The sequence below is a fragment of the Cryobacterium tepidiphilum genome (assembly GCF_003716325.1).
Taxonomy (GTDB): domain Bacteria; phylum Actinomycetota; class Actinomycetes; order Actinomycetales; family Microbacteriaceae; genus Cryobacterium; species Cryobacterium tepidiphilum.
In genome coordinates this window covers 1-23,283 of record NZ_RDSR01000009.1, presented here as the reverse complement: position 1 = coordinate 23,283, position 23,283 = coordinate 1, and the positions used below count along the sequence as shown (strand labels likewise).

General features: G+C 69.2%; 15 protein-coding genes. 6 read left to right on the top strand and 9 right to left on the bottom strand.

Annotated features, from left to right (window positions below):
• Nucleotides 1-9: 9 nt before the first annotated feature.
• The 6 genes from rpoB to EEJ31_RS07035 all read right to left on the bottom strand — a co-directional run bounded on the left by rpoB (nucleotide 10) and on the right by EEJ31_RS07035 (nucleotide 10,210).
• Entirely contained in the window at nucleotides 10-3,501 is a 3,492-nt protein-coding gene (gene rpoB, locus EEJ31_RS07060; RefSeq protein WP_123045603.1) for a DNA-directed RNA polymerase subunit beta, read from the bottom strand.
• A 772-nt stretch (nucleotides 3,502-4,273) separates the two neighbouring features.
• Entirely contained in the window at nucleotides 4,274-5,809 is a 1,536-nt protein-coding gene (locus EEJ31_RS07055; protein ID WP_123045602.1) for a mannitol dehydrogenase family protein, read from the bottom strand.
• A gap of 148 nt (nucleotides 5,810-5,957) precedes the next feature.
• Nucleotides 5,958-6,884, bottom strand: a complete 927-nt coding sequence (locus EEJ31_RS07050) for an ABC transporter permease (protein ID WP_123045601.1) — start codon at nucleotides 6,882-6,884, stop codon at nucleotides 5,958-5,960.
• Nucleotides 6,884-7,828, bottom strand: a complete 945-nt coding sequence (locus tag EEJ31_RS07045) for an ABC transporter permease (protein ID WP_123045600.1) — start codon at nucleotides 7,826-7,828, stop codon at nucleotides 6,884-6,886. Before EEJ31_RS07045 ends, EEJ31_RS07050 begins: the two co-directional genes overlap by 1 nt.
• On the bottom strand, nucleotides 7,825-8,970 hold the full coding sequence (locus EEJ31_RS07040; protein WP_123045599.1) for an ABC transporter ATP-binding protein: 1,146 nt from the start codon (nucleotides 8,968-8,970) through the stop codon (nucleotides 7,825-7,827). Before EEJ31_RS07040 ends, EEJ31_RS07045 begins: the two co-directional genes overlap by 4 nt.
• Before the next feature lie 4 nt (nucleotides 8,971-8,974).
• Nucleotides 8,975-10,210: an extracellular solute-binding protein gene (locus EEJ31_RS07035; RefSeq protein WP_123045598.1), complete on the bottom strand. Its 1,236-nt coding sequence runs from the start codon at nucleotides 10,208-10,210 to the stop codon at nucleotides 8,975-8,977.
• A 391-nt stretch (nucleotides 10,211-10,601) separates the two neighbouring features.
• Here EEJ31_RS07035 and EEJ31_RS07030 point away from each other — a divergent pair, with 391 nt between their 5' ends.
• Nucleotides 10,602-11,642, top strand: a complete 1,041-nt coding sequence (locus EEJ31_RS07030; protein ID WP_123045597.1) for a LacI family DNA-binding transcriptional regulator — start codon at nucleotides 10,602-10,604, stop codon at nucleotides 11,640-11,642.
• Between the two features lie 143 nt (nucleotides 11,643-11,785).
• Here EEJ31_RS07030 and EEJ31_RS07025 read toward each other — a convergent pair whose 3' ends face one another.
• Entirely contained in the window at nucleotides 11,786-13,108 is a 1,323-nt protein-coding gene (locus EEJ31_RS07025) for an anthranilate synthase component I family protein (protein WP_148040143.1), read from the bottom strand.
• Nucleotides 13,105-14,637 (bottom strand): MFS transporter, encoded by a 1,533-nt coding sequence (locus EEJ31_RS07020; RefSeq protein WP_123045661.1) that lies wholly within the window; start codon nucleotides 14,635-14,637, stop codon nucleotides 13,105-13,107. The genes EEJ31_RS07025 and EEJ31_RS07020 overlap by 4 nt, the downstream gene beginning before the upstream one ends.
• A 48-nt stretch (nucleotides 14,638-14,685) precedes the next feature.
• Here EEJ31_RS07020 and EEJ31_RS07015 point away from each other — a divergent pair, with 48 nt between their 5' ends.
• Nucleotides 14,686-15,288 carry a TetR/AcrR family transcriptional regulator gene (locus EEJ31_RS07015; RefSeq protein WP_123045595.1) on the top strand — a complete coding sequence of 201 codons (603 nt, stop codon included), beginning with the start codon at nucleotides 14,686-14,688 and terminating at the stop codon, nucleotides 15,286-15,288.
• A gap of 56 nt (nucleotides 15,289-15,344) precedes the next feature.
• On the opposite strand, the gene EEJ31_RS07010 is transcribed toward EEJ31_RS07015, so the two are convergent.
• Nucleotides 15,345-16,892 carry a helix-turn-helix domain-containing protein gene (locus tag EEJ31_RS07010; RefSeq protein ID WP_233563780.1) on the bottom strand — a complete coding sequence of 516 codons (1,548 nt, stop codon included), beginning with the start codon at nucleotides 16,890-16,892 and terminating at the stop codon, nucleotides 15,345-15,347.
• 135 nt (nucleotides 16,893-17,027) lie between these two features.
• Here EEJ31_RS07010 and gabT point away from each other — a divergent pair, with 135 nt between their 5' ends.
• From gabT to EEJ31_RS06990, 4 genes are read left to right on the top strand one after another with little or no spacing between them, the layout of a single operon-like run.
• Nucleotides 17,028-18,389, top strand: coding sequence for a 4-aminobutyrate--2-oxoglutarate transaminase (gene gabT / locus EEJ31_RS07005; protein ID WP_123045593.1), 1,362 nt, complete (start codon nucleotides 17,028-17,030; stop codon nucleotides 18,387-18,389).
• Nucleotides 18,386-19,705, top strand: coding sequence for a Glu/Leu/Phe/Val family dehydrogenase (locus tag EEJ31_RS07000; RefSeq protein WP_123045592.1), 1,320 nt, complete (start codon nucleotides 18,386-18,388; stop codon nucleotides 19,703-19,705). Before gabT ends, EEJ31_RS07000 begins: the two co-directional genes overlap by 4 nt.
• A gap of 34 nt (nucleotides 19,706-19,739) precedes the next feature.
• Nucleotides 19,740-21,212, top strand: a complete 1,473-nt coding sequence (locus EEJ31_RS06995) for an NAD-dependent succinate-semialdehyde dehydrogenase (RefSeq protein ID WP_123045591.1) — start codon at nucleotides 19,740-19,742, stop codon at nucleotides 21,210-21,212.
• Nucleotides 21,213-21,252: 40 nt separating this feature from the next.
• Nucleotides 21,253-22,623, top strand: a complete 1,371-nt coding sequence (locus EEJ31_RS06990; protein WP_123045590.1) for an NAD-dependent succinate-semialdehyde dehydrogenase — start codon at nucleotides 21,253-21,255, stop codon at nucleotides 22,621-22,623.
• Nucleotides 22,624-23,283 lie beyond the last annotated feature (660 nt).

Here is a 23,283-nt window from a genome sequence, read left to right as displayed (position 1 = left end):
GGGCCGGGCTTAGATGTCGTCGATGGACGACGACTCGAACCGAGCGGAAATGTTGATGCCGAGCTCTTCCGCGGCGCGGAACACCTCGTCGTCCGTGTCGCGCAGGCTCACAGCGGTGCCGTCGGCCGAGAGCACCTCGACGTTCAGGCAGAGCGACTGCATTTCCTTGATCAGAACCTTGAAGCTCTCGGGGATGCCGGGCTCCTGGATGTTCTCGCCCTTGACGATCGCCTCGTACACCTTGACGCGGCCGAGGATGTCGTCGGACTTGATCGTGAGGAGCTCTTGGAGCGCGTAGGCGGCACCGTATGCCTCGAGTGCCCACACCTCCATCTCACCGAAGCGCTGGCCACCGAACTGCGCCTTACCACCCAGCGGCTGCTGCGTGATCATGGAGTACGGGCCGGTGGAGCGGGCGTGGATCTTGTCGTCCACCAGGTGGTGGAGCTTCAGGATGTACATGTAGCCCACGGAGACCGGGCTCGGGAACGGCTCGCCGGAGCGACCGTCGAACAGGCGGGTCTTACCGGTGCGGTCGATCATCCGTTCGCCGTCACGGTTCGGGATCGTCGAGTCGAGCAGGCCTTCGATCTCCTGCTCCAGCGCGCCGTCGAACACCGGGGTCGCGACCTTGGTGTTGGGGGCGGCGCTGTGGGCCTCCTCCGGAAGGCGCTTGGCCCACGTCGGCTTGCCCTCGACCTGCCAGCCCTGCTTCGCGATCCACCCGAGGTGGGTCTCGAGCACCTGGCCGAAGTTCATGCGGCCCGGGATGCCCAGCGGGTTGAGGATGATGTCGACGGGGGTTCCGTCGGCGAGGAACGGCATGTCTTCGACCGGAAGGATCTTGGAGATGACGCCCTTGTTGCCGTGACGGCCGGCGAGCTTGTCGCCCTCGGTGATCTTGCGCTTCTGGGCGATGAAGACCACGACGCGCTGGTTGACGCCGGAGCCGAGCTCGTCGTCGCCGTCCTGCGCGTCGAAGACCTTGACGCCGATGATCGTTCCGCGCTCACCGTGGGGAACCTTGAGGCTTGTGTCGCGAACTTCGCGGCTCTTCTCATTGAAGATGGCGCGCAGCAGGCGCTCCTCGGCGGAGAGCTCGGTCTCACCCTTCGGGGTGACCTTGCCCACGAGGATGTCGCCGGGGCGAACCTCGGCGCCGATGCGGATGATGCCGCGCTCGTCGAGGTCGGCCAGCAGGTCGGGGCTCACGTTCGGGAGGTCCCGGGTGATCTCTTCCTTGCCGAGCTTGGTGTCGCGGGCGTCGACCTCGTACTCCTCGATGTGGATCGAGGAGAGCACGTCGTCCTTCACCAGGTTCTGGCTGAGGATGATCGCGTCTTCGAAGTTGTGGCCTTCCCACGGCATGAACGCCACGAGGAGGTTCTTGCCGAGCGCCAGCTCGCCGTTGTCGGTGGCGGGGCCGTCGGCGATGACCTCGCCGGCCTCGATCCGGTCACCCGTGTTGACGATCACGCGGTTGTTGTAGCTCGTGCCCTGGTTGGCGCGGTCGAACTTGCGCAGGTAGTAGTCCTGGGTGCCGCCCTCGTCGAGCTGCACGGTGACGACATCCGCTGACACCTCGGTGACCACACCGGCCTTGTCGGCGGTGACCACGTCACCGGCGTCGATGGCCGCGTAGCCCTCCATACCGGTGCCGACGAACGGGCTGTCGCTGCGCAGCAGCGGCACAGCCTGGCGCTGCATGTTCGCACCCATGAGGGCGCGGTTCGCGTCGTCGTGCTCGAGGAAGGGGATCAGCGACGTACCGACCGACACCATCTGGCGCGGGGAGACGTCCATGTAGCCGATCTCCTCGGCGGGGAACAGGTCGACCTCGCCGCCCTTCTTACGGGCCAGGACGCGCTCCTCGGCGAAGCGCGAGTCCTTGGTGAGCGGCGCGTTGGCCTGGGCGACGATGTACTCGTCTTCCTCGCTCGCGGTGAGGTAGTCGATGGTCTCGGACACGTGGCCGTCGATGACGCGACGGTACGGGGTCTCGATGAAACCGAACGAGTTGATGCGCGCGAACGACGCGAGCGAGCCGATCAGGCCGATGTTCGGGCCTTCCGGGGTCTCGATCGGGCACATGCGGCCGTAGTGCGACGGGTGGACGTCGCGCACCTCGACGCCGGCGCGGTCACGGGAGAGACCACCCGGGCCGAGCGCCGACAGGCGACGCTTGTGCGTCAGCCCGGCGAGCGGGTTGTTCTGGTCCATGAACTGCGAGAGCTGGCTGGTTCCGAAGAACTCCTTGATCGCGGCGACGACGGGGCGCACGTTGATCAGGGTCTGCGGGGTGATCGCCTCGATGTCCTGCGTCGTCATCCGCTCGCGAACCACGCGCTCCATGCGGGAGAGGCCGGTGCGCACCTGGTTCTGGATGAGCTCGCCGACGGCGCGGATGCGGCGGTTGCCGAAGTGGTCGATGTCGTCGACGTCGAGACGCAGCTCGACGGGCTTGCCGTCGCGCACGCCGGGGAGCGTGGTCTTGTTGTCGTGCAGGGCGACGAGGTACTTGATGGTGGCCAGGATGTCCTGGATCGTCAGCACCGAGTCGGTCAGCGGCGCGTCGATGCCGAGCTTGCGGTTGATCTTGTAACGACCCACCTTGGCGAGGTCGTAGCGCTTCGGGTTGAAGTAGAAGTTGTCCAGCAGGGCGCGGGCAGCTTCGGCGGCCACCTGCTCGCCCGGGCGGAGCTTGCGGTAGATGTCCTTGAGCGCCTCTTCCTTGGTGAGGACGGAGTCCTTCTCCAGGGTGAGCTCGATGGACGAGTAGCCCTTGAACTCCTCGAGGATCTCTTCGCTGGTGAGGCCGAGGGCCTTCAGGAAGACGGTGACGGACTGCTTGCGCTTGCGGTCGATGCGCACGCCGACCTGGTCGCGCTTGTCGATCTCGAACTCGAGCCAGGCGCCACGGCTGGGGATGACGCGGGCGGAGTAGATGTCCTTGTCGGAGGTCTTCTCCTGGGCGCGCTCGAAGTAGACGCCGGGGCTGCGCACCAGCTGGGAGACGACGACACGCTCGGTGCCGTTGATCACGAAGGTGCCCTTGGGGGTCATCAGCGGGAAGTCGCCCATGAAGACCGTCTGGGTCTTGATCTCACCGGTGAGGTGGTTCATGAACTCGGCGTTCACGTACAGCGGCGCGGAATAGGTCTTGCCCTTTTCCTTGCACTCGTCGATCGTGTACTTCTCCGGCTCGAGCTCCGGGTTCGTGAACGACAGCTGCATCGTCTCGCTGAGGTCCTCGATCGGGGAGATCTCCTCGAAGATCTCGTCGAGGCCGGTGTGGTTCGGGAGGTCCTGGCGGCCTGCCGCCTGCGCCTCTGCGAGTCGCTGCTTCCAGCCTTCGTTGCCGACGAGCCAGTCGAAGCTCTCGGTCTGCAGTGCGAGCAGATCCGGAACGGTGAGAGTGTCAGTGATCTTTGCGAACGAGAGACGCTGTGCGGAGCGTCCGTTCTTGGGTGAGTTGGTGGATGCGTTGCGCGCAGCAGCCAAGGAAATAACCTCCGTGGACCTCGTCAAGGTCTAGTTACTGTTAGTAATGGAGTACTCCACAGACCCTCGGGAGGATTGTGATCCTCGTGAGATGTGCCGCAAGGTGGCTTGAGCACGCAAAGCCGACCGCAATATGAAGGCAGAGGTTGTCTGGGAGCGCAAGGATCAACTATATGCCCTCTGACGCGCCACGTCTACCGAATTCTTGACCTGACCGAAAATCTCAGGTATAACCCAGCTTTGCTGCTGCCCCGCGGCATCCGTTGTGGCCCGCGGCCGTGTCCCGTCCGGCCGGCGCGCCCGCTGCCGGCCCCCTCGCTCGCTCCCGGCGTGCGTTTGGGAAGCAGGCGCACGTTATGAAGCGGGCCGGCTTCCCAAACCGCCGCCCGGCCGCGCCCCGCGCCCGCCCCCGGCCCCGCCCCGCCCCCGCCCCCTGCGCGTAACTCCGGAGATTTTCCGGCTGAGTGCCCGGGGAGCGCATGTTTGCGGGGCCTTCCGCGGGCGCGGTGGGCAATCTTCCGGAGTTACGCGCCAGGTCGGGCACGAGGGCAGCGGATGCCGCGGCTCACGCTGGCTGCGCCGCCGCACGTCCCCACACCAGCGCTCATGCCGATACCCGTGCTGTTAATTCAGGAAATCTTCCGGACTCCGTGACTCGGACCAGAGAGGTCCGGGACAGGTCCGGGGCCGCATTGCCGCCGGGGGCGCGATTTTCCTGAATTAGCAACGCGGGGAGGGCACGCCGGGTTCCTTGGCGTGGGTGAGGGGCAGCTCAGCGGGCGGTGAGGGACCGCACCACCGGGAGCTGGGCGACGACCGCGGCGCGGAACACGGCCGAATTGCGGAGGGCGGCGGGGAATACAGCATCGAGGGCAAGCACCCGGTCGACGAGGGCCTCGGGGTCGCCGGTCACGGCATCCGCTGACCCGACGGCGGCTTGCAGAACGGCTGCGAGCGGGTCGTCGAGCGTCGGGCCGCCGGGCTCGAGGGTCGCGGCGATGTAGCTGATCCACGCGGCGACGGCCAACGCCTGGCCGTTCGGCGTGTGCCCCGCCTCGAGCCGGTCGAGCGCGGTGCCGAGGATGCGGCCGGGCAGCTTCTGCGATCCGTCCATCGCCACCTGCCTGGTGGTGTGCGCGAGGTTGGGGTTGGCGAACCGTTCGAGCACGCTGTCGCGGTACTCCCCCAGGTCGATGCCCTCCGGCGCGACGAGCGTCGGCAGGATGTCGTCGTCGATGACCGCGCGGGCGACGTCCCGCAGGGCCGGGTCGGACACGGCCTCGGCGATCGTGCGGTGCCCCTTGAGGGCGCCGAGGTAGGCCAGGAGCGAGTGCGTGGCGTTCAAGGTGCGCAGTTTCACGGCTTCGTAGGGGGCGACGTCGGCCGTGATAATGGCGCCCGCCTGCTCCCACGCCGGGCGCGGTCCGGCGAAATCGTCCTCGATGACCCACTGCCGGAACGGCTCGGCGACGACGAGGGCCTCGTCGCGCAGCCCGAGGAGCGCGAGCGCCTCGTCGCGGTCGGCGTCGGTGGTGGCCGGCGCGATGCGGTCCACCATGGTGGAGGGGAACGAAACGGATGCCTCCAGCCAGCCGAGCAGGCCGTCTCGCCGGTCGCGGGCCGCGGCATCCGCCCCGCCGACCGCACGAACCAGCGACGTGACCAGTGCTCGCGTCACCTCGCCGTTGCCCACCAGGTTGTCGCACGGCACGACGGTGAACGGTTCGCCGCCCTGCCGGAATCGACGCGCCAGCCCCCTCACGAGCAGCCCGATCGGGGTCTGCGACATCCGCTCGTCGGCACCACCGGCCAGCTCGCTCCCGACGAGATCGAGGTCGTTCTGCACGGCCGGCGCCGAGAGGTCGATCGAGCCGTCGGCACCGCGCAGGTACCCCTTCTCGGTGATGGTGAGCGTGGCGATGTGCGTCGTGGGCGCGGCGAGCGTCGCGACCACGAGCTCGGAGTCGCGGCCGGGCCAGGCGGCACCCCGCACCGACGCGATGAGCCGCAGCTCGGTGTCGTCGGCGCCCTTCTGCAGTACGCCGTACAGGCAGTCCTGCGGTGCGAGCTGCTGCACGACGGAGTCCGAGCGGCCGGTCACGCCGAGGATTCCCCAGCCGGTGTCGCCCGTCGCCTCGGCGGCGAGCTCGGTGTACACGGCCTGGTGGGCCCGGTGGAACGCCCCGATACCGAAGTGCACGATCCCGATCGACAGCGCGGCGGCGTCGACCGCCGGCCCCACCACCCGGGTGTCCGTCGGCGGATGCTCCGCGAGTGTTTCGAGCGACAGCCGGGGCTGGTGGGACATGCGTGACTCCAATGGGTAGTTCGGTGATGCGGGTAGCGAAAACAGGAAGCGATACCCGTCTGGCGCGCAGTCGTCCTGTTTTCGACGACATACGGACAGATCGTCCTGTTTTCGGTGCCCGGCCGCGTGGCGACGGCAAGGCGCGGGGCTAGTCCTCGCGCGACTCCTTCACCTGGGCGACCAGCTGGGTGGGGTTGATGAACCGCAGGGCGATGATCAGGATGATGAGCATCATGGCCGTGTAGATCACGCCCATCGACGAGACGAGGGCGCGCGCCTCCGACCCGCCGGCGCTCGTCATCGCCCGGTAGATCGCCACCACGAGCGTGTCGGACTGCGGTCCGGAGACGAGGAACGTCAGCTCGAACATGCCCACCGTGCGCACCAGGATCAGGATGCCGGCGGCCAGGATGCCGGGAATCAGGAGCGGCGTGAGCACCCGCACGAAGACCTGCCGCATGCTCGCGCCGCACATGCGTGCCGCGTTCTCGATCGACGGGTTGATCTGCTCGATGAACGGCGTCATCGTGATGATGACGAACGGGATCGAGGGCACCAGGTTCACGAGGATCACGGCGATGAGCGTGCGGCCGAGGCCGAAGTTGTACATCACGGTCGCCAGCGGGATGCCGAAGGTGATCGGCGGGATCAGGATCGGCAGCAGGAACAGCACCATGACGAGCCGCTTCAACGGGAAGTTCCGCCGGGCGAGCATGTACGCCGCCGGCACCCCGACCAGGATCGACACGACCACGACCACGAAGGCGACGACGAGCGTCACCCCGAGGATGTGGGTGAGGTCGAACCGGGTCCAGGCGCTCTGGTACCAGCTGACCGTGAACTCCTGCGGCAGCCAGGTCGTGAACCAGCCCTTGCCGAAGGAGTCGACGACGACACTGGAGATGATCCCGAACAGGAAGATGAAGAAGACCGCGACGCCCGCCCACACGAACCAGGTGCCCGGTGAGGCGACCAGCGGCTTCTCGCCCGGGGGCAGCTTGCCGCGGTTGCGGTTCTCGGCGATGTTCACGACTTCCGTCGCGGCGGCGTCGTGCTGTGCAGTGTGGCTCGACATCAGCCCTTCCCTCCGGTTGACCCCTTATAGAGGAACGAACGCCCGAGAAGGACGATGGCGATGACGATCAGCTCGACGACGCCCATCATGATGGCGATGGTGGATGCCATGCTGTAGTTGATCTGCTCGGCGAACGAGCGATAGGCCATCAGCGCCATGACGCGGGTGCCGCCGAGCGGATCACCGACGAGCCGTGCCGACGGGAACACGCTGAACGCGAGCACGAAGGTCAGGATGAACGTGGTCGCCAGTCCCGGCGCCAGGAGCGGCAGGGTCACCTTCGTGAAGCGCTGCTTCCAGTTGGCGCCGAGCGTCTTGGCCGCCGCCTCGAGCGACGGATCGATGCCCGACAGGTACGAGGAGATCAGCAGGTAGGCGAACGGGAACCCGGAGATGACGAGCGAGAACACCACGCCGAGGTAGTTGTTCACGAGCGGCAGCGGCGAGGAGATGATCCCGGTCTCCATGAGGAACCGGTTGAGCCAGCCCTGCCGGCCCGCGAAGATCAGCAGGCCCTGCGCCGTGAGCACGGTGCCGAGCGTGATCGGCAGCACCAGCAGCGTCGACATGAACCGCTTGCCGCGGAACTTGTGGCGCAGCTTGAACGCGATCGGAATGGAGACGATGACGTTGAACAGGGCCACCGGCAACGCGAGCCGCATGGTGATCCACACGGAGTCGAAGATGAACGGGTCCTTGAAGAAGGCGACGTAGTTGGCGAAGATGCCGCCGCCGAACTTGTCCTGGATCTCCGGCAGCGGCTGGAAGGTGAGCCCGATGCCGTACGAGAAGGGGTAGACGAACAGCACCAGCGCGAAGACGATCGCCGGCAGCAGCATGAGCAGCTTGGTGTCCACCCCGCGCTCGGCAAGCCGGTGCGCCCGGCTCGCCGTCGAGGTGCCCTTGGGCAGGTTCGGGCGGTGCGTCTCGGTGATCGCGGTCATGATCCGACCTCGGCGAGCTCCTGGTGCTCGCGCTCTTCCTCGCTGACACCGGCGTCGAGGTTCTGCTGGTAGACGAGGGCGCGCGCCGGGTCGAGCACGAGGGTGACCTCCTCGCCCACGCGGGGCGCGGTCTCGGCGTGCACGAACAGGCGCTGCCCGGTTGAGGTGGTGACCTCCACCGCGAACTCGCGGCCCTGGTACTCCACCACGCCCACCGTGGCGGTGAACACGTTGCGCCCGGTGGTCACGGTGTGGTCGTTCACGACGTTCAGGTCGTGCGGGCGCATGGCCATGCGCACGGTGTCGCCGGGCTTGGCGGGCTGGGCGAGGGTGGCGGCCAGCGACAGCCCGTGCCCGCTCACCCGCGCCTCGCTGCCGGAGACCTCGGTCAGCTCCATGTCGAGCAGGTTCCGGTAGCCCATGAAGTCTGCGACGTGCCAGTTGGCCGGGTTGTTGTGCAGCTCGGTGGGCGTGCCGATCTGCTGCACGCGGCCCTCGCGCAGCACGACGAGGCGGTCGGCGAGCGAGAGCGCCTCCTCCTGGTCGTGCGTGACGTAGACGGTGGTGAGGCCGAGCGACTGGTGCAGGCGACGGATCTCGGTGCGCATGTCCAGACGCAGCTTGGCATCCAGGTTCGACAGTGGCTCGTCCATCAGCACGATCCGCGGTTCGAGCACGACCGCGCGGGCGATCGCGACACGCTGCTGCTGGCCGCCGGAAAGCTGACCGGGAAGCTTCTTGGCGTGTTCCTCGAGCTTCACCAGGGCGATCGCCTCGCTCACGCGACGCTTGATCTCCGCCTTCGCGACGCCGCGAACCTCGAGCCCGAAGGCAACGTTCTTGGCGACGGACAGGTGCGGGAACAGGGCGTAGTTCTGGAACACCATGCCGAAGTCGCGCTTCTCGGAGGGGAGCACGTCGATCCGCTTGCCGTCGATGAGGATCTCGCCGTGCGTCAGCGGCAGCAGGCCGGCGAGGCAATTGAGCGCGGTCGACTTACCGCAACCCGACGGTCCGAGCAGGGCGATGAACTCCCCTGCCCGGATCGTCAGGTTGAGGTCGGCCAACGCTTCCCGACCACCGAAACTGCGTCCGACGTCCTTCAGTTCAAGGGTGTCAAAAGCGCTAGCCGTAAGGGACATAGTGTTACTTCTTCTCCTGGAACTTGCCGGAACCGACTTCGCGGTCCCAGATGTCGAATGCCTTCACGAGCTTGTCCGGTGCGAGCGGCGTGGCCTTGGGCATCTTCTCGATGAGGTCGTCGTACCAGTCGCGGCCGAACTTCTTGATGGTGTCCTGGCTCTCCTGCGGCGCCTTGTCGAGGGTCGCGCCCTCAACGGCCGGGCCGGGGTAGAAGTAGCCGTGGTCGTACGCCTTGGCGTTCTGTTCCGGCGTCAGGATGTCCTGGAGCAGGAGCAGGATGGCGGAGATCTTGTCTGCCGACTGGCCCTTCGGGATGACCGCGTAGTGGGCATCCGTCACCCAGGTGAAGTCGTCGAACGGGGCGGCCTCGATCGACGCGGGCTCCGTGCCGGTGGCGCGGGGCTCGATGTCCCAGCCCGTGGTGGTCGGGATGAGCGCCCACGAGCCGTCGGCCATGTTCGAGATGACCTGACCGGTTCCGGTCGGGTAGTTGTTGATCGTCGTGCCGATCTCCTTCAGGAACGCCCAGGTCTTGTCCCAGCCGTTCTCGGGGTCGCTCGGGTCCTTGTCGCCCAGCATGTAGGGCAGGCCCATCATGAAGGTGCGGCCGGGGCCGGAGTTGGCGGGGCGGGCATAGCCGAACTTGCCGGGGTGCGCCTTGGCCCACGCCATCAGCTCGTCGGGCGTGCTCGGCACGTCCTTGACGACGTCCGGGTTGTACTGCAGCAGCGGACCGGAGGGGTAGTAGGTGACGACGACGCCGAAGTCACCGGCCAGCTCCTGCATCTTGGCAGCCGGTTCGATGTAGTTGTCCATGTTGGAGAGCCGGTCGCTGTAGTCCTTGACGATGGGCACCCAGAGGTTCTGGCTGATGCCGGCGGAGAGGCCGTCGTTGCCGGTGAGGACCATGTCGACCGACAGGTTGCCGCTGTCGACCTGCGGCTTGATGGTGCCCACAAGGTCGGGGGCTCCGGCGCTCTCCCACGTCACCGACGAGATGATGTCGGGGTGCTCCTTGACGAACGCGTCGACCATGGGCCCGGTGAGCTTCTGGTTGCCGGCGACGTCGAGGATGTTGAGGGTGACCGGCTTCGAGGGCTTGTCGGGCACGTCGCTGGCGCTGGTCGCTGCCGGCGCTTGCCCTCCCCCGGAGTTCGGCGCCGAGCATCCCGTCATCGCCATGGCGGCGACGGCGACGATGGCAGCGGATGCGAGATAGGTGCTCTTGCGAGTTCGCATGCTATGTCCATTCTTCTTGGGTTTCAGACTGCGATGTCTGAGCTGTGTCACCCAAGGCGGCGAGGTCAGAAGAGAACATGATCGACACCACCTTGTGCAGTCTCACGCCTCGGGAGCCCGACGCGCCGTTTATTGTTGTTCATTCTGCAAGCCTTTTCATCGATCCGTCAAGACGCTGTCGAGGACGCGTCAAGACCGAGACCGAAACGTTAGCCGCCCGTCGGGTGTTTTCCGCCGTTATGCCCCGGGAAAGCGGGGCCGCCGGCCGTGTATCACTCCGAGATGGAATTTCTGCAACTCGGGCAATTTTTGTTTCAGTGTGAGGGCGATTCGGGGCTATAGTCAGTCCGACCGCACACGCGGTGAGGTCGAAACGAGGAAGGTCTGCGTCATGGCGGTCACCATTCGCGACGTTGCGCGGGAAGCCGGCGTTTCCATCTCAACGGTGTCTCGGGCGCTCGCCAACCCCGAGCAGGTGGCCGAGGCCACCCGCACGCTCGTGCAGCACACCGCGCGCGCCATGGGCTACCGGCCCAACCGGGCCGCCCGCGGCCTGATCACGGGCAAGACCGGCAGCATCGGCCTGGTCGTTCCCGACCTGGAGAACCCGTTCTTCGGCCGGATCAGCAAGGGCGTGCAGGCCCGCGCACGCCAGGCCGGCTACGCGGTGTTCATCGCCGACACCGACGAGGACCCGTCGGTCGAGGCCGAGGTCGTGCACGGCCTCATCAAGCAGGTCGACGGTGTGGTGCTCTGTTCCGCTCGCGGCACCGACGCCGAGATCCGCGACCTCGCCGCCGAGGGACCGCTGGTGCTCGTGAACCGCAACCTCCCCGACATCCCCTCGATCACCTTCGACAACGTGGGCGCCGTCGAGGCGGTGCTGCGCCACCTCGTCGCCCTGGGGCACCGCGAGATCGCCTACGCGGCCGGCCCACTGACGTCGTGGTCCAATCGGGAACGTGCCGCCGCACTCAAGTCGTTCTGCGACGCCTCCCCCGACCTCACGCTCGTGGAGCTCGGCAATTTCCCGCCGTACTTCTCCGGTGGCGTGCACGCCGCGGATCTCGCCGTGGCCAGCGGGGTCACTGCCGTCGTCGCCTTCAACGACCTCGTCGCCGTCGGTCTGATGGACCGCCTGCGCCGCCGGGGCATCCGTGTGCCCGACGACATCAGCGTCACCGGCTTCGACAACGTGCCCGCCTCGACGCTGGTCTGGCCGAACCTCACGACCGTCGATTTCCCACGGATGTCGATGGGCCGCAAGAGCGTGGACGCGCTGCTGGACATCGTGTTCGACCGCGCACCGCTCCCCGACGCCACCCGGCAGGTGCCGATCGAGCTCATCGTGCGGGAGTCGACCGGCGTCGCCCGCGGCGCCGGCGCATCCGTCGTTCGCGAGCCCGACGCCGCCCACGCGCCCAGCGCCTGAACCCTCGTCGCGCCCGCTGCGCACCGCCGAAACGGACAGGTGCGGTCGAGCCGGCCAGGTGCGCCTGTCCGGCTCGACCGGAAGTGTCCGCCTCGGCGACGACGGGCCGTCGCCTGCTCGCGGCGCCGCGCCCCTGCGCGCGGTCAGCGGGAGCCGAGCACCGCGAGCAGGGGCGCGGCCTTCGTCTTCACCTCGGCGAGCTCCGCGGCCGGATCGGACAGCGCGGTGATGCCGCCGCCGGCGCCGATGCGCGCTCGGCCGCCGTCGATGACGATGGTGCGGATGACCACGGCGAGCTCCGCCGTGCCGGAATACTCGAAGCGCCCGACCACTCCGGCGTAGGCGCCGCGCGGCGCGCCCTCGAGCCCGGCGAGCAGCTGCACCGCCCGGCGTTTGGGCACGCCCGTCATCGACCCTGGCGGGAAGCACGCCAGCGCTGCCGTCAGCGGGGACACACCCGGCCGCAGGTCGCCCTCGATCGTGCTCACGAGCTGGTGCACGTGGCGGTAGCTCTTCACGGCGAACAGCTCGGTCACCTCCACGGATGCCGGTGGGCAGCTGCGCATGAGGTCGTTGCGCATCAGGTCGACGATCATCAGGTTCTCGGCGCGTTCCTTCTCGCTCTCCAGGAGCTCGGCGGCGGCGAGGCGGTCGGCCGCCGGGTCGTCGGCCCGGGGACGCGTTCCCTTGATGGGCGAGGTCGCGAGCCGTCCCGCCGGAGTGGCCGACAGGAACCGCTCGGGCGAGGCGCTGAGGAGGGACGTGCCGCCGATGCGGAGGAAGGCGGCGTGGGGCGCCGGCGAGTGCCGGCGCAGCCGCCGGTAAGCGTCCAGGTCGTCGTCGACGCCGTCGACCACGGCGCCCGTCGTGAGGCAGGCCTGGTACACGTCGCCGGCGGTGATGGCGCGCTGGCACTCCTCGATCAGACGGAGGTAGCGCGCGTCGCTGTCGGCCCAGCGCGCGGCCGCCCGCCCCACTGGCGGCGGCGGGAGCAGCGGTGCACGCTCCGCGGAGCTCCACCAGGTGGTGACCTCGCGGCGCCAGGCGGCATCCGTCGCGTCATCGCTGTCGCACACGAGACGGGCCCGTTGTGCACGGTGGTCGAAGACGATCGCGCGTTGCACCTTCAGCATCGCGAGGTCGGTTCCGCCCGGCCGCGTGAGGGTGCGCGGGTCTACGCCGAGGGTGTGGGCTGCGCACGCGTACCCGATCCAGCCGTACCAGCCGAGCGGGGAGGGGCGTGAGGTTCCCGCCGCCAGGTCGGTTTCGACGAGGTGCAGCGCCGCGGCGACCGCTCCCGGCGCGAGGGCGTCGGCGGTGAGGGCGTCGCCCCACCCGATGATGCTGGGCCCGTCGCCCGGCTCGTCGCCGGCATCCGCCCACACCACGTCGCCACTGGTTCCGAACCGGAGCATCACCTCTTCCGGTGAGCGCCAGCCCTCCAGCGGATGCGTTCCGCCCGTCACCCGTGCGACCGCTCATGGCGCAGCATGACCGCCGCCACCACGGCGGCCAGGAGCACGAGGCCCGCGCCGATGCCCGCGGTGAGGGCAACCCCGCTGTCGAAGGCGTACCTGGCCGACGCCATCAGCGCCTCGGCCTTCGCCCCCGGGAGGGATTCCGCGACGGCGGCGGCTCCGCCGATCGTCTCCCCCGCTGCGGCCTCCTGCCGCGTGGTGAGCCCGGCCGGCAGCACCACCGCAGCCCGGTAGCTCGCCGTGATGATCGTGCCGAGAATGGCGGTGCCGAGCACCGCCCCGAGCTCGTACGCCGTCTCCGAGACGGCGGACGCCGCCCCGGCCTTGTCGGGGGGCGCCGTGGCGATGATCAGTTCGTTCGACACCGTCTCGGCCGCGCCGATGCCGACACCGAGCGCCACGAACGCGACGATGAACGCTTCGACCGACAAACGCTGCCCGAGAACCGCGATCATGGCGTAGCCGGCAGCCGACAGCATCAGTCCGACGGGCACGACGATGCCCGGTCGAACGCGGCGCGCGATCGGCACCACGACGAGGCCCGCAATGATCATGGCGACGAGTCCCGGCAGCAGGGCCAGCGCCGCCGCCACCGGTGCCTGCCCCAGCACCAGTTGGAGGTGCTGGGAGACGAAGAACAGGCCGCCGACCAGGGCGATCACGCTGAGCAGGTTCACGAGCACCGCGCCCGTGAACGCCGGCCGGCCGAAGAGCCGGACGTCGAGCATCGGGATGGACCGGCGCAGCTGCCGCCGCACGAACAGGGCGCCCGCGATCACGCCGATGACGACGGCGACGGCTCCGACGAGCGGGGTGGCGGCGCCGGCGAGCGACTTGATGCCGTATACGAGCGAGCCCAGGGCCAGGAGCGAGAGCACGATGCTGGGGAGGTCGACCGGGCCCGGCCGGGGGTCCCGCGACTCCGGAATGAGGATCGGCACGAGAACCAGCAGCGGCACGAGAACCGGCACCGCGATCAGGAAGACGGAACCCCACCAGAAGTGGGCCAGGAGCAGGCCGCCGACGATGGGGCCGAGCGCCGATCCCGCCGCGAACCCGGCCGCCCAGATGGCGATCGCCATCCGCCGCTGGTCGCGGTTCACGAAGATGGAGCGCAGCAGCGACAGTGTCGAGGGCATGAGCATCGCGCCGAAAAATCCCAGGGCGGCACGGGTGAGGATCAGCATGCCGGCGGTCGGCGCGAAGGCGGCGAGCACCGAGAGGCCGACGAAGCCCACGGAGCCGATCAGGAGCAGGCGGCGCCGGCCGATGCGGTCGGCGAGCGCGCCCATGGTGACCAGGAGCGCGGCGAGCACGAGGGGGTAGACGTCGATGATCCACAGCAGCGCGACCCCGCTCGGTTCCAGCGCCTTCGAGATGGCCGGGAGGGCGAAGTTCAGCACCGTGTTGTCGACCGAGACGAGCACCACGGGAAGCATGAGCACCGCCAGGGCCGCCCACTGCCGCCGTCCGGCGCGCACCGGCTCGGCCGTGTCCGCGCTGGCTGCTGCTCGCATCGTCAAGACCCGCTCCTTACTGTACCGGCTGGACGGTATAGTAGCAGTATGGCACCACGGAAAGCCGAACAGAAGGACCACCGGCCCGACCTCGCATCCGCTCGCGACCGCGTGCTCGGCGCGTTCGAAGCCCTGCTCATCAGCGACGGCGAGCGCGCCTCGACCCTCGATGCCGTCGCCGCCCGCGCCGGAGTCTCCAAGGGCGGCCTGCTCTACCACTTCGCTTCGAAGGACGCGCTCATCGCCGGCTTGATCGAGCGGCTGCACGTGCTGGTCGAGGTCGACATCGAGCGGATGCGTGCGGCCTCCAACGGCGTGGTCGACTACTTCATCCGCACCTCCGTCGCCTCCGCCGGCTCCCCCAACGAGCTCGAGCGCACCATCGTGGCGTGCTCCTGCCTGGCGCAGGGCGCGCATCCGGAGGTGCAGAAGGCGCTGCGGAGTGTGCAGGCGTCGTGGCTGGCCGTCATCGCCGACACGGTCGACGACCCGGTGGTGGCGCGAGTGGTCATGCTCGTCGGCGACGGGCTGTACTTCAATTCCGCCACGGGCCTGAGCGACGAGACCCCCGACTCCGCCTCGATGGACGCTCTGGTGGCCGTGCTCACCGAGCTCGTCGCCTCCCGCGGCCCTTCCCACGCGAAACCGTAGTTGTGGTCGTTATTCCCCGCGTCATAACGACCACAACTCACGACTCGCGTGAGGAGTCACGACTCGCGTGAGGGCGCGCCGAGCGCAAGCAGGGCGGCCCACAGGTCGGCCCGCGCGTGGAAGCTGCCGAGGTCGTACCCCAGCACCCGCTCGCAGTCGCCGATGCGCGCCCGCATGGTGTGCCGGTGAACGCCGAGCCGCGCGGCCGCGCGCTCGATGTGGCCGTTCTCCTCGAGCCATACCCGCAGCGATTCCACGAGCGCCGTGCCCTCGACTTCGTCGTGGCGGATGAGCGGCGCGAGGGTGGCCCGACCGATCTCCTGCGCATCCGCGTGCGCCAGGAAGGCGAGCATTCCCTGCCGGGCGATGGAGGAGAACGCGACGACGCGCTCGCCGCTGTCGTGCGCGCGCGCGAGTGCGTGCGCCGCCTGCTCCCGGGCCCGGTGCAGCTGCGAGTACGGTGCCTCGTCGGAGACGCCCATGGTCACGTCGAAAGAATCGGCGAGCGCCTCGGGCAGATCGGCCGCGTCACGACCGACGCAGACAATCACGGTCGCGCCGTCCGGCGCGTAGAAAAGGGTTCCCGGCTGGTCGGCGACGCGCAGGTCCAGTGACTCGCTGAGAGTGTCGATCGTCCGCTGGTCGCCGGCGATGATGCCGACCCGCACCGGCTCGCGGGGAAGGTCGCCCCACATCTGCCGCACCACCGTGCGCGCCAGCTCCACGTCGCCCGACAACAGGGCGTGCCACAGACCCGCACGCAGCAGCGAACGCGCGTAGTCGAGCTCGTGGTTCTGCTCGAGCGCCAGCCCGGCCAAGGCGATGACGCTCGTCACCACCTGATGACCGGCGTCGTCGAGACCGGATGCGCCGCCCACGGCGAGCACACCGCGCAGGCTTTCGCCGCGACCGAGCGTCTGCAGCGTCAGGGTCTCACCGTCGACGACGATGGCCGAGCCCGCCCGGCGCCCCTTGCGCAGCAGGGCGACGGCTTCGCTGTGCACCGCTCCGGCCACCAGGTGCCGGGGCGTCGTGGACGGGAACACGCGGTCGAGGGCGCCCGTCGCGTCGTAGAGCGCGACCCAGTGGCCGAGCTGGTGGGAGAGCTCCGCGAGCGTCGCCGCCAGGCCGTTCGGCCGGAGCGCAGCCAGCGAGATGGCCCGCTGGGCCTTGAGCGCCCAGGTGCGGCGAGCGTAGGTCTCCTCGGCGACCAGGTCGGCGGCGAACCGGGCGATGGCGATGAACGGCGTGCGGTAGGGCACTTCGAACAGCGGGAGTCCCGCCTCGAGGCATGCCAGGCGGAGGCCAACGGGCGTTCCGTTGCGGATGACTTCGGTGCCGAACCCGAGGCCGGCCACGCGACGGGCGGCCAGCCGGCCCACGTAGCCGGCGTACTCCGCATCCGTTGTGGCGGCGTCGAACTGGGTCCCGGTGATGAGGAGGACGTGCCCCTGGTCGAGGAAGGGGGTGGGATCGAGCAGGTCGGAGCTGTGCACCCACGCGACGCCGACGTCGAGCACTCCCGGGGGCAGCTCCGGCTCGGGGGTGAGGAGGGTCAGCTCCAGCACGTCGTTGTCGAGCAGGTTGCGAAGAACGGGAGCCACGGATCTGTTATACACGTCGGCGACGCATGCGCCCAATGGTGTACATCGCGTCGATGGGCGTCGGAGGCGCGGGACCGTAATCTGGCGGGGTCGTGAGCAGCGTTTGCGCGACATGAAACATCGAAGGAGATACTCATGACCCTCGTGGACCAGCCGAGCGTGGCCGTTACCGGCGGACCGGCGCTGCCCCAGGAACGTCGACTCGTCACGCCCCTCCCCGGGCCCGCCTCCCGCGAGTGGCTCGCACGCCGGGCGGATGCCGTCGCGGGAAGCGTCGGCGGCACGATGCCCGTTTTCGCGGTCGCGGCCGGCGGCGGTGTCGTCGTCGACGCCGACGGGAACTCGCTGATCGACCTCGGCTCCGGCATCGCCGTGACCGGCGTCGGCAATGCCGCCCCGCGCGTCGTGGCCGCCGTGCAGGAGCAGGTGGCCCGGTTCACACACACCTGCTTCACCGTCACGCCGTACGATTCCTACGTGGAAGTGGCCGAGGCGCTCAACCGCCTCACCCCGGGCGACCACGCCAAGCGCTCAGCCCTGTTCAATTCCGGTGCCGAGGCGGTGGAGAACGCCGTGAAGATCGCCCGGCACTACACCGGCAAGCAGGCCGTGGTCGCCTTCGACCACGCCTACCACGGCCGCACCAACCTCACGATGGGACTGACGGCGAAGAACCAGCCCTACAAGAACGGGTTCGGCCCGTTCGCCCCGGAGATCTACCGCGCGCCGCTCTCCTACCCCTACCGCGACGGCGGCCTGAGCGGCTTTGACGCCGCCCGGCGCGCCATCAGCCAGATGGAGAAGCAGATCGGCGCCGCGAACCTCGCGGCCATCATCATCGAGCCCATCCAGGGTGAGGGCGGCTTCATTGTCCCCGCCGAGGGCTTCCTTCCCGAGATCGCCCGCTGGGCACGGGAGAACACGGTCGTGTTCATCGCCGACGAGGTGCAGACCGGCTTCGCCCGCACCGGTGCCATGTTCGCCAGCGAGCTGTTCGGCATCGTGCCCGACCTCGTCGTCACGGCCAAGGGCATGGCCGGCGGCCTTCCGCTCTCCGGGGTCACCGGGCGAGCCGAGATCATGGATGCCCCGCAGGTCGGCGGCCTCGGCGGAACCTACGGCGGCAACCCGCTCGCCTGCGCGGCGGCCCTGGCCACCATCCGCACCTACGAGGAGGAGGACCTGGTCGCCCGGGCCCGGGAGATCGGCACGGTCCTCACCGGCCGCTTGAACGCGATGCGGGCCGTCGACCCGCGCATCGGCGACGTCCGCGGTCGCGGCGCCATGATGGCCATCGAGCTCGTCGACCCGAAGACGGGCGAGCCGGATGCCGCACTCACCGCCCGGGTCGCCGCCGGCGCCCACGCGGAAGGGGTGATCGTGCTCACCTGCGGCACCTACGGCAACGTGATCCGGTTCCTACCACCGCTCAGCATCTCCGACGACCTCCTGGTCGAGGGCCTGCAGGTCGTCGCGTCCCAGCTGGCAGCCTCATGAGCGGCGTGATCACCGGCGAGCGCCGCAGCGCCGACACCCATTCCGCACGGTCCGGCGGCGGCGCCTTCGTTCCGGAGGCGACCCCGCTCGACGACGCCCGCGCACAGCTCGCCGTCGCCACCGGACTCCTCGGCTACAGCGATGGCCTGCACGCGATGCTGGCCACGCCGCGCCGCGAGCTCACCGTGGCGGTGCCGCTCCGCGCGGACGACGGCAGCACCATGCTCTTCACCGGCTACCGGGTGCAGCACAACTTCTCCCGCGGCCCGGCGAAGGGCGGGCTCCGCTACAGCCCCGGCGTCAACCTCGACGAGGTGCGCGCACTGGCGATGTGGATGACCTGGAAGTGCGCCCTGCTCGACGTGCCGTACGGCGGCGCGAAGGGCGGGGTCGCCATCGACCCGCGCCTGCACTCGAAGGCCGAACTGGAGCGGGTCACCCGCCGCTACACGAGCGAGATCCTGCCGATCATCGGTCCGGAACGCGACATCCCCGCGCCCGACGTCGGCACCGACGAACAGACCATGGCGTGGATGATGGACACCTACTCCGTCAACACCGGCTACACGGTTCCCGGCATCGTCACCGGTAAGCCCATCAGCCTCGGCGGTTCGCAGGGCCGGGCCAGCGCCACCTCGCGCGGCGTCACGCACATCGCCCTCGCGGCCCTGAAGCACCGCGGCATCAGTGCCTCCCGGGCCAGCGCGGCCGTGCAGGGCTTCGGCAAGGTCGGGCGGGACACCGCCCGGTTCCTGCACCAGGCGGGCCTGCGCGTGCTCGGCATCAGCGACCAGTACGGCGCCATCCACAACGCGGGCGGCCTCGACATCGAGCGGCTCTGCGCGTTCGTCGACGAGACCGGCACCGTCATGGGCTTCCCCGGCGCCGAACCGCTGGACCGGGACCTGCTGCTCGAACTCGACGTCGACCTGCTCGTGCCCGCGGCCGTCGAGGGCGTGCTCCACGAGGGCAACGCGACCCGCGTCACCGCCCCGGTCATCGTCGAGGGCGCGAACGGTCCCACCTCCCCCGCCGCCGCCCGCATCTTCGCCGACCGCGGCCAGCTCGTCGTCCCCGACATCCTCGCCAACGCCGGCGGCGTCATCGTCTCGTACTTCGAATGGGTGCAGGCAAACCAGGCGTACTGGTGGAACGCGGCCGAAGTCGAGGCCAAGCTAGAGGAACGGATGCTGAGCGCCTGGCAGCAGGTGGTCGACTACGCCACCCAGCGCACCCTGTCGCTGCGCACCGCCGCCACCGTGCTCGCCGTGGAACGCGTCGCAGAAGCACACCGCCTGCGGGGCCTCTACCCGTGATGAACTGGACACTACAGTCAACGAAGGAGTTTGCATGACCGACGCACGTGAGACCGAGCTGCTGCAGAAGGTTCCCGACAAGCTGTTCATCGGCGGCCAGTGGGTCGAGGGGACCTCCGGCCGCACGATCGACGTCATCGACCCGGCAACCGGCCGGGCGATCAAGTCGATCGCGGACGCATCCGTTGCCGATGGCGCACGCGCGCTGGACGCCGCGGTGGAAGCCGCCGACGCGTGGGCGGCGACCCCGCCGCGCACGCGCAGCGACATTTTGCGCCGCGCGTTCGACCTGCTGCGCGAGCGCAAGGACGAGTTCGCGCTGCTCATGACACTGGAGATGGGCAAGCCCCTCGCCGAGTCGCAGGGCGAGGTGACCTACGGCGGCGAGTTCCTGCGCTGGTTCAGCGAGGAGGCCGTGCGCATCAGCGGCCGCTACGGCACCAACCCCGAGGGCACCGGGCGCATGATCGTGTCACAGCACCCGGTCGGCCCGTGCTTCCTGATCACGCCGTGGAACTTCCCGCTGGCCATGGCGACGCGCAAGATCGCGCCCGCCCTGGCCGCGGGCTGCACGGTCGTCATCAAGCCGGCCGAGCTCACCCCGCTCACCACCTTGCACTTCGTGGCGCTTCTGGAAGAGGCGGGCCTGCCGGCCGGCGTCGTCAACGTGATCACGACGTCGACGTCGGGCGAGGTATCCGCCCCCATCATCGCCGACCCGCGCCTGCGCAAGCTGTCGTTCACCGGCTCGACCCCGGTCGGGCAGAAGCTGATCCAGCAGTCCGCGCAGGGCGTGCTGCGCACCTCGATGGAGCTCGGCGGCAACGCGCCGTTCGTGATCTTCGACGACGCCGACCTCGACAAGGCCGTGGCCGGGGCGATGGCGGCGAAGTTCCGCAACATCGGCCAGGCCTGCACCGCGGCGAACCGCTTCATCGTGCACCGCTCGGTCGCCGACGAGTTCGCCCGCCGGGTGACGGATGCCGTGAACGGCTTCACGGTCGGCCGCGGCACCGACGAAGGTGTCACCATCGGCCCGCTGATCGACGATCGCGCCGTGGCCAAGGCCGAGGCGCTCGTACGGGATGCCGCGGACCGCGGCGCGACCGTGCTCACCGGCGGATCGCCCATCACGGGCGACGGAACGTTCTACGAGCCCACCGTCGTCGACAATGTGAGGCCCGGCAGCGACATCCTTCGTGAGGAGATCTTCGGCCCGGTGCTGGCGATCACCCGCTTCGACACCGAAGACGAGGCCGTGCAGCTCGCCAACGACACCGAGTACGGACTGGTCGGGTACGTCTATACGAAAGACCTGGCGCGCGGCCAGCGGATGATCGAACGCCTGCAGACGGGAATGATGGGCCTCAACATGGGCGTCATCTCCAACGCGGCGGCGCCGTTCGGCGGCGTGAAGCAGTCCGGGCTCGGCCGCGAGGGCGGTTTCGAGGGCATTCAGGAGTACTTGTACACCAAGTACACTCTGACCCCGGACCCGTTCGCGTAGGCATTCGGACAATGAAAACCAACGAGCAAGGACGCAAGGAATGATCGAGTATGCGGTGACCAACCCGGCGACCGGCGAGCGGGGGGCGGAGTACCCGCTCATCACCGCCGACGAGCTGGAGAAGGCGATCGCGTCTGCGGCGACGCAGTATCGCGCGTGGTCGGGCACGTCGACGGCGACGGACCGGGCCGCGCTGGTGCGGCGCGTCGCCGACCTGTACCGCGAGCGGCGCGATGAGCTCGCGGAGATCATCGTGCGCGAGATGGGCAAGCCCCTCGAGCAGGCGCTCGGCGAGGTGGACTTCAGCGCCGCGATCTACGACTACTACGCCGACCACGGGCCGGACTTCATGAAGGACGAGCCGATCTCCCTGCTCGACGGCGAGGGCTCGGCGATCGTGCGCACCGGGCCGATGGGCGTGCTCCTCGGCATCATGCCGTGGAACTTCCCGTACTACCAGGTGGCCCGGTTCGCTGCGCCGAACCTCGTGCTCGGCAACACGCTGCTGCTCAAGCACGCGCCGCAGTGCCCGGAGTCGGCGGCCGCGATCGAGAAGATCTTCCACGACGCCGGCTTCCCCACCGGGGCCTACGTGAACATCTACGCCTCGAACGAGCAGGTGGCCGACGTCATTGCCGACCCGCGGGTGCTGGGCGTCTCGCTCACCGGGTCGGAGCGCGCCGGTGCGGCGGTGGCCGAGATCGCGGGCCGCAACCTCAAGAAGGTGGTGCTGGAACTCGGTGGGTCCGACCCATTCATCCTGATGTCGACCGACGACCTCGACGCGACCGTCGAGGCCGCCGTGGCAGGACGCCTCGACAACTCGGGGCAGTCCTGCAACGCCGCCAAGCGGTTCCTGGTGCTCGACGAGCTCTACGACGCGTTCCTCGGCAAGTTCACGGCGGCGCTCGGTGCCGTTGCGCCGGCCGACCCGACCTCGCCCGACACGGTGCTCGGGCCGTTGTCGTCGCAGGCGGCCGCCGACCGGCTCCAGGACCAGGTGGACCGGGCCGTCGCGGGCGGCGCCACCGTGGCGCTCTCGGGCGAGCGCGACGGGGCGCACTTCCCCGCCACGGTGCTCACCGACATCGCGCCGTCGAATGACGCCTACCGCGAGGAGTTCTTCGGCCCGGTCGCGAGCGTCTACAAGGTGGCCTCCGAGCAGGAAGCCGTCGAGCTCGCGAACGACACTCCGTTCGGACTCGGCTCCTACGTGTTCACGACCGACCCGGAACAGGCGCAGCGCATCGCGAACGGCCTCGAGGCCGGCATGGTGTTCATCAACGGCGTCGGCGCCGAGGGCGCGGAGCTGCCGTTCGGCGGCGTCAAGCGCTCCGGCTTCGGCCGCGAGCTCGGTCGCTTCGGCATGGGCGAGTTCGCCAACCGAAAGCTGATCCGCACGGTCGCCTGACCTGCCGCACCTCCTGCTGCGCCCGTCGACCTTCCCGGTCGGCGGGCGCATCCGTTTGCCCGCCCACGTCGGCCCGGCCCTTCTCGCGCCTTTCATCACCGCGAGTGCGGCCCAACTGCCGCCTCGCCGGCCGCCAGGCGGCAGAAAGCCCGCACACGCGAGCGTGCGTGCCCGCCCGTCTTCCCCCGGTCGCGCCGGTGCGGCCTAACTGCCACCTCGCCGTGCCATAGGCGGCAGAAAGCCCGCACTGGCGCGGTGGCGGGCTGGGGGCGACGGCAACGGATGCCGCGGCGCGACCGAAGCGCCGACATCCGCTGCCCGCGCCTCGCCCCCAAACTGCACCACTCGCCAGCCCCCCGCGGCTAACTCCGGAAAAACCCGGCCGGCCGGACCGGCGACCCGCGTCATTCCGCGGCAGCAGGAACGCCGGTCCCGATTCTTCCGGAGTTAGCGGCACAACCGGCCACGTGAACCGTCGAGCAACGGATGCCGCGGCGCGACCGAAGCGCCGGCATCCGCTGCCCGCGCCTCAGCCCCAAACTGCACCACTCGCCAGCCCCCCGCGGCTAACTCCGGAAAAACCCGGCCGGCCCGACCGGCGACCCGCGTCATTCCGCCGGAAGCACGGCGACGGACGGCATTCTTCCGGAGTTAGCGGCG

What these genes read in the sequence shown, in the direction of transcription:
- EEJ31_RS07055 (WP_123045602.1), bottom strand. Translation starts at nt 5,809, where the DNA reads ATGTCCCACCAGCCCCGGCTGTCGCTCGAAACACTCGCGGAGCATCCG.
- EEJ31_RS07050 (WP_123045601.1), bottom strand. Translation starts at nt 6,884, where the DNA reads ATGTCGAGCCACACTGCACAGCACGACGCCGCCGCGACGGAAGTCGTG.
- EEJ31_RS07045 (WP_123045600.1), bottom strand. Translation starts at nt 7,828, where the DNA reads ATGACCGCGATCACCGAGACGCACCGCCCGAACCTGCCCAAGGGCACC.
- EEJ31_RS07040 (WP_123045599.1), bottom strand. Translation starts at nt 8,970, where the DNA reads ATGTCCCTTACGGCTAGCGCTTTTGACACCCTTGAACTGAAGGACGTC.
- EEJ31_RS07035 (WP_123045598.1), bottom strand. Translation starts at nt 10,210, where the DNA reads ATGCGAACTCGCAAGAGCACCTATCTCGCATCCGCTGCCATCGTCGCC.
- EEJ31_RS07030 (WP_123045597.1), top strand. Translation starts at nt 10,602, where the DNA reads ATGGCGGTCACCATTCGCGACGTTGCGCGGGAAGCCGGCGTTTCCATC.
- EEJ31_RS07020 (WP_123045661.1), bottom strand. Translation starts at nt 14,637, where the DNA reads ATGCGAGCAGCAGCCAGCGCGGACACGGCCGAGCCGGTGCGCGCCGGA.
- EEJ31_RS07015 (WP_123045595.1), top strand. Translation starts at nt 14,686, where the DNA reads ATGGCACCACGGAAAGCCGAACAGAAGGACCACCGGCCCGACCTCGCA.
- gabT (WP_123045593.1), top strand. Translation starts at nt 17,028, where the DNA reads ATGACCCTCGTGGACCAGCCGAGCGTGGCCGTTACCGGCGGACCGGCG.
- EEJ31_RS07000 (WP_123045592.1), top strand. Translation starts at nt 18,386, where the DNA reads ATGAGCGGCGTGATCACCGGCGAGCGCCGCAGCGCCGACACCCATTCC.
- EEJ31_RS06995 (WP_123045591.1), top strand. Translation starts at nt 19,740, where the DNA reads ATGACCGACGCACGTGAGACCGAGCTGCTGCAGAAGGTTCCCGACAAG.
- EEJ31_RS06990 (WP_123045590.1), top strand. Translation starts at nt 21,253, where the DNA reads ATGATCGAGTATGCGGTGACCAACCCGGCGACCGGCGAGCGGGGGGCG.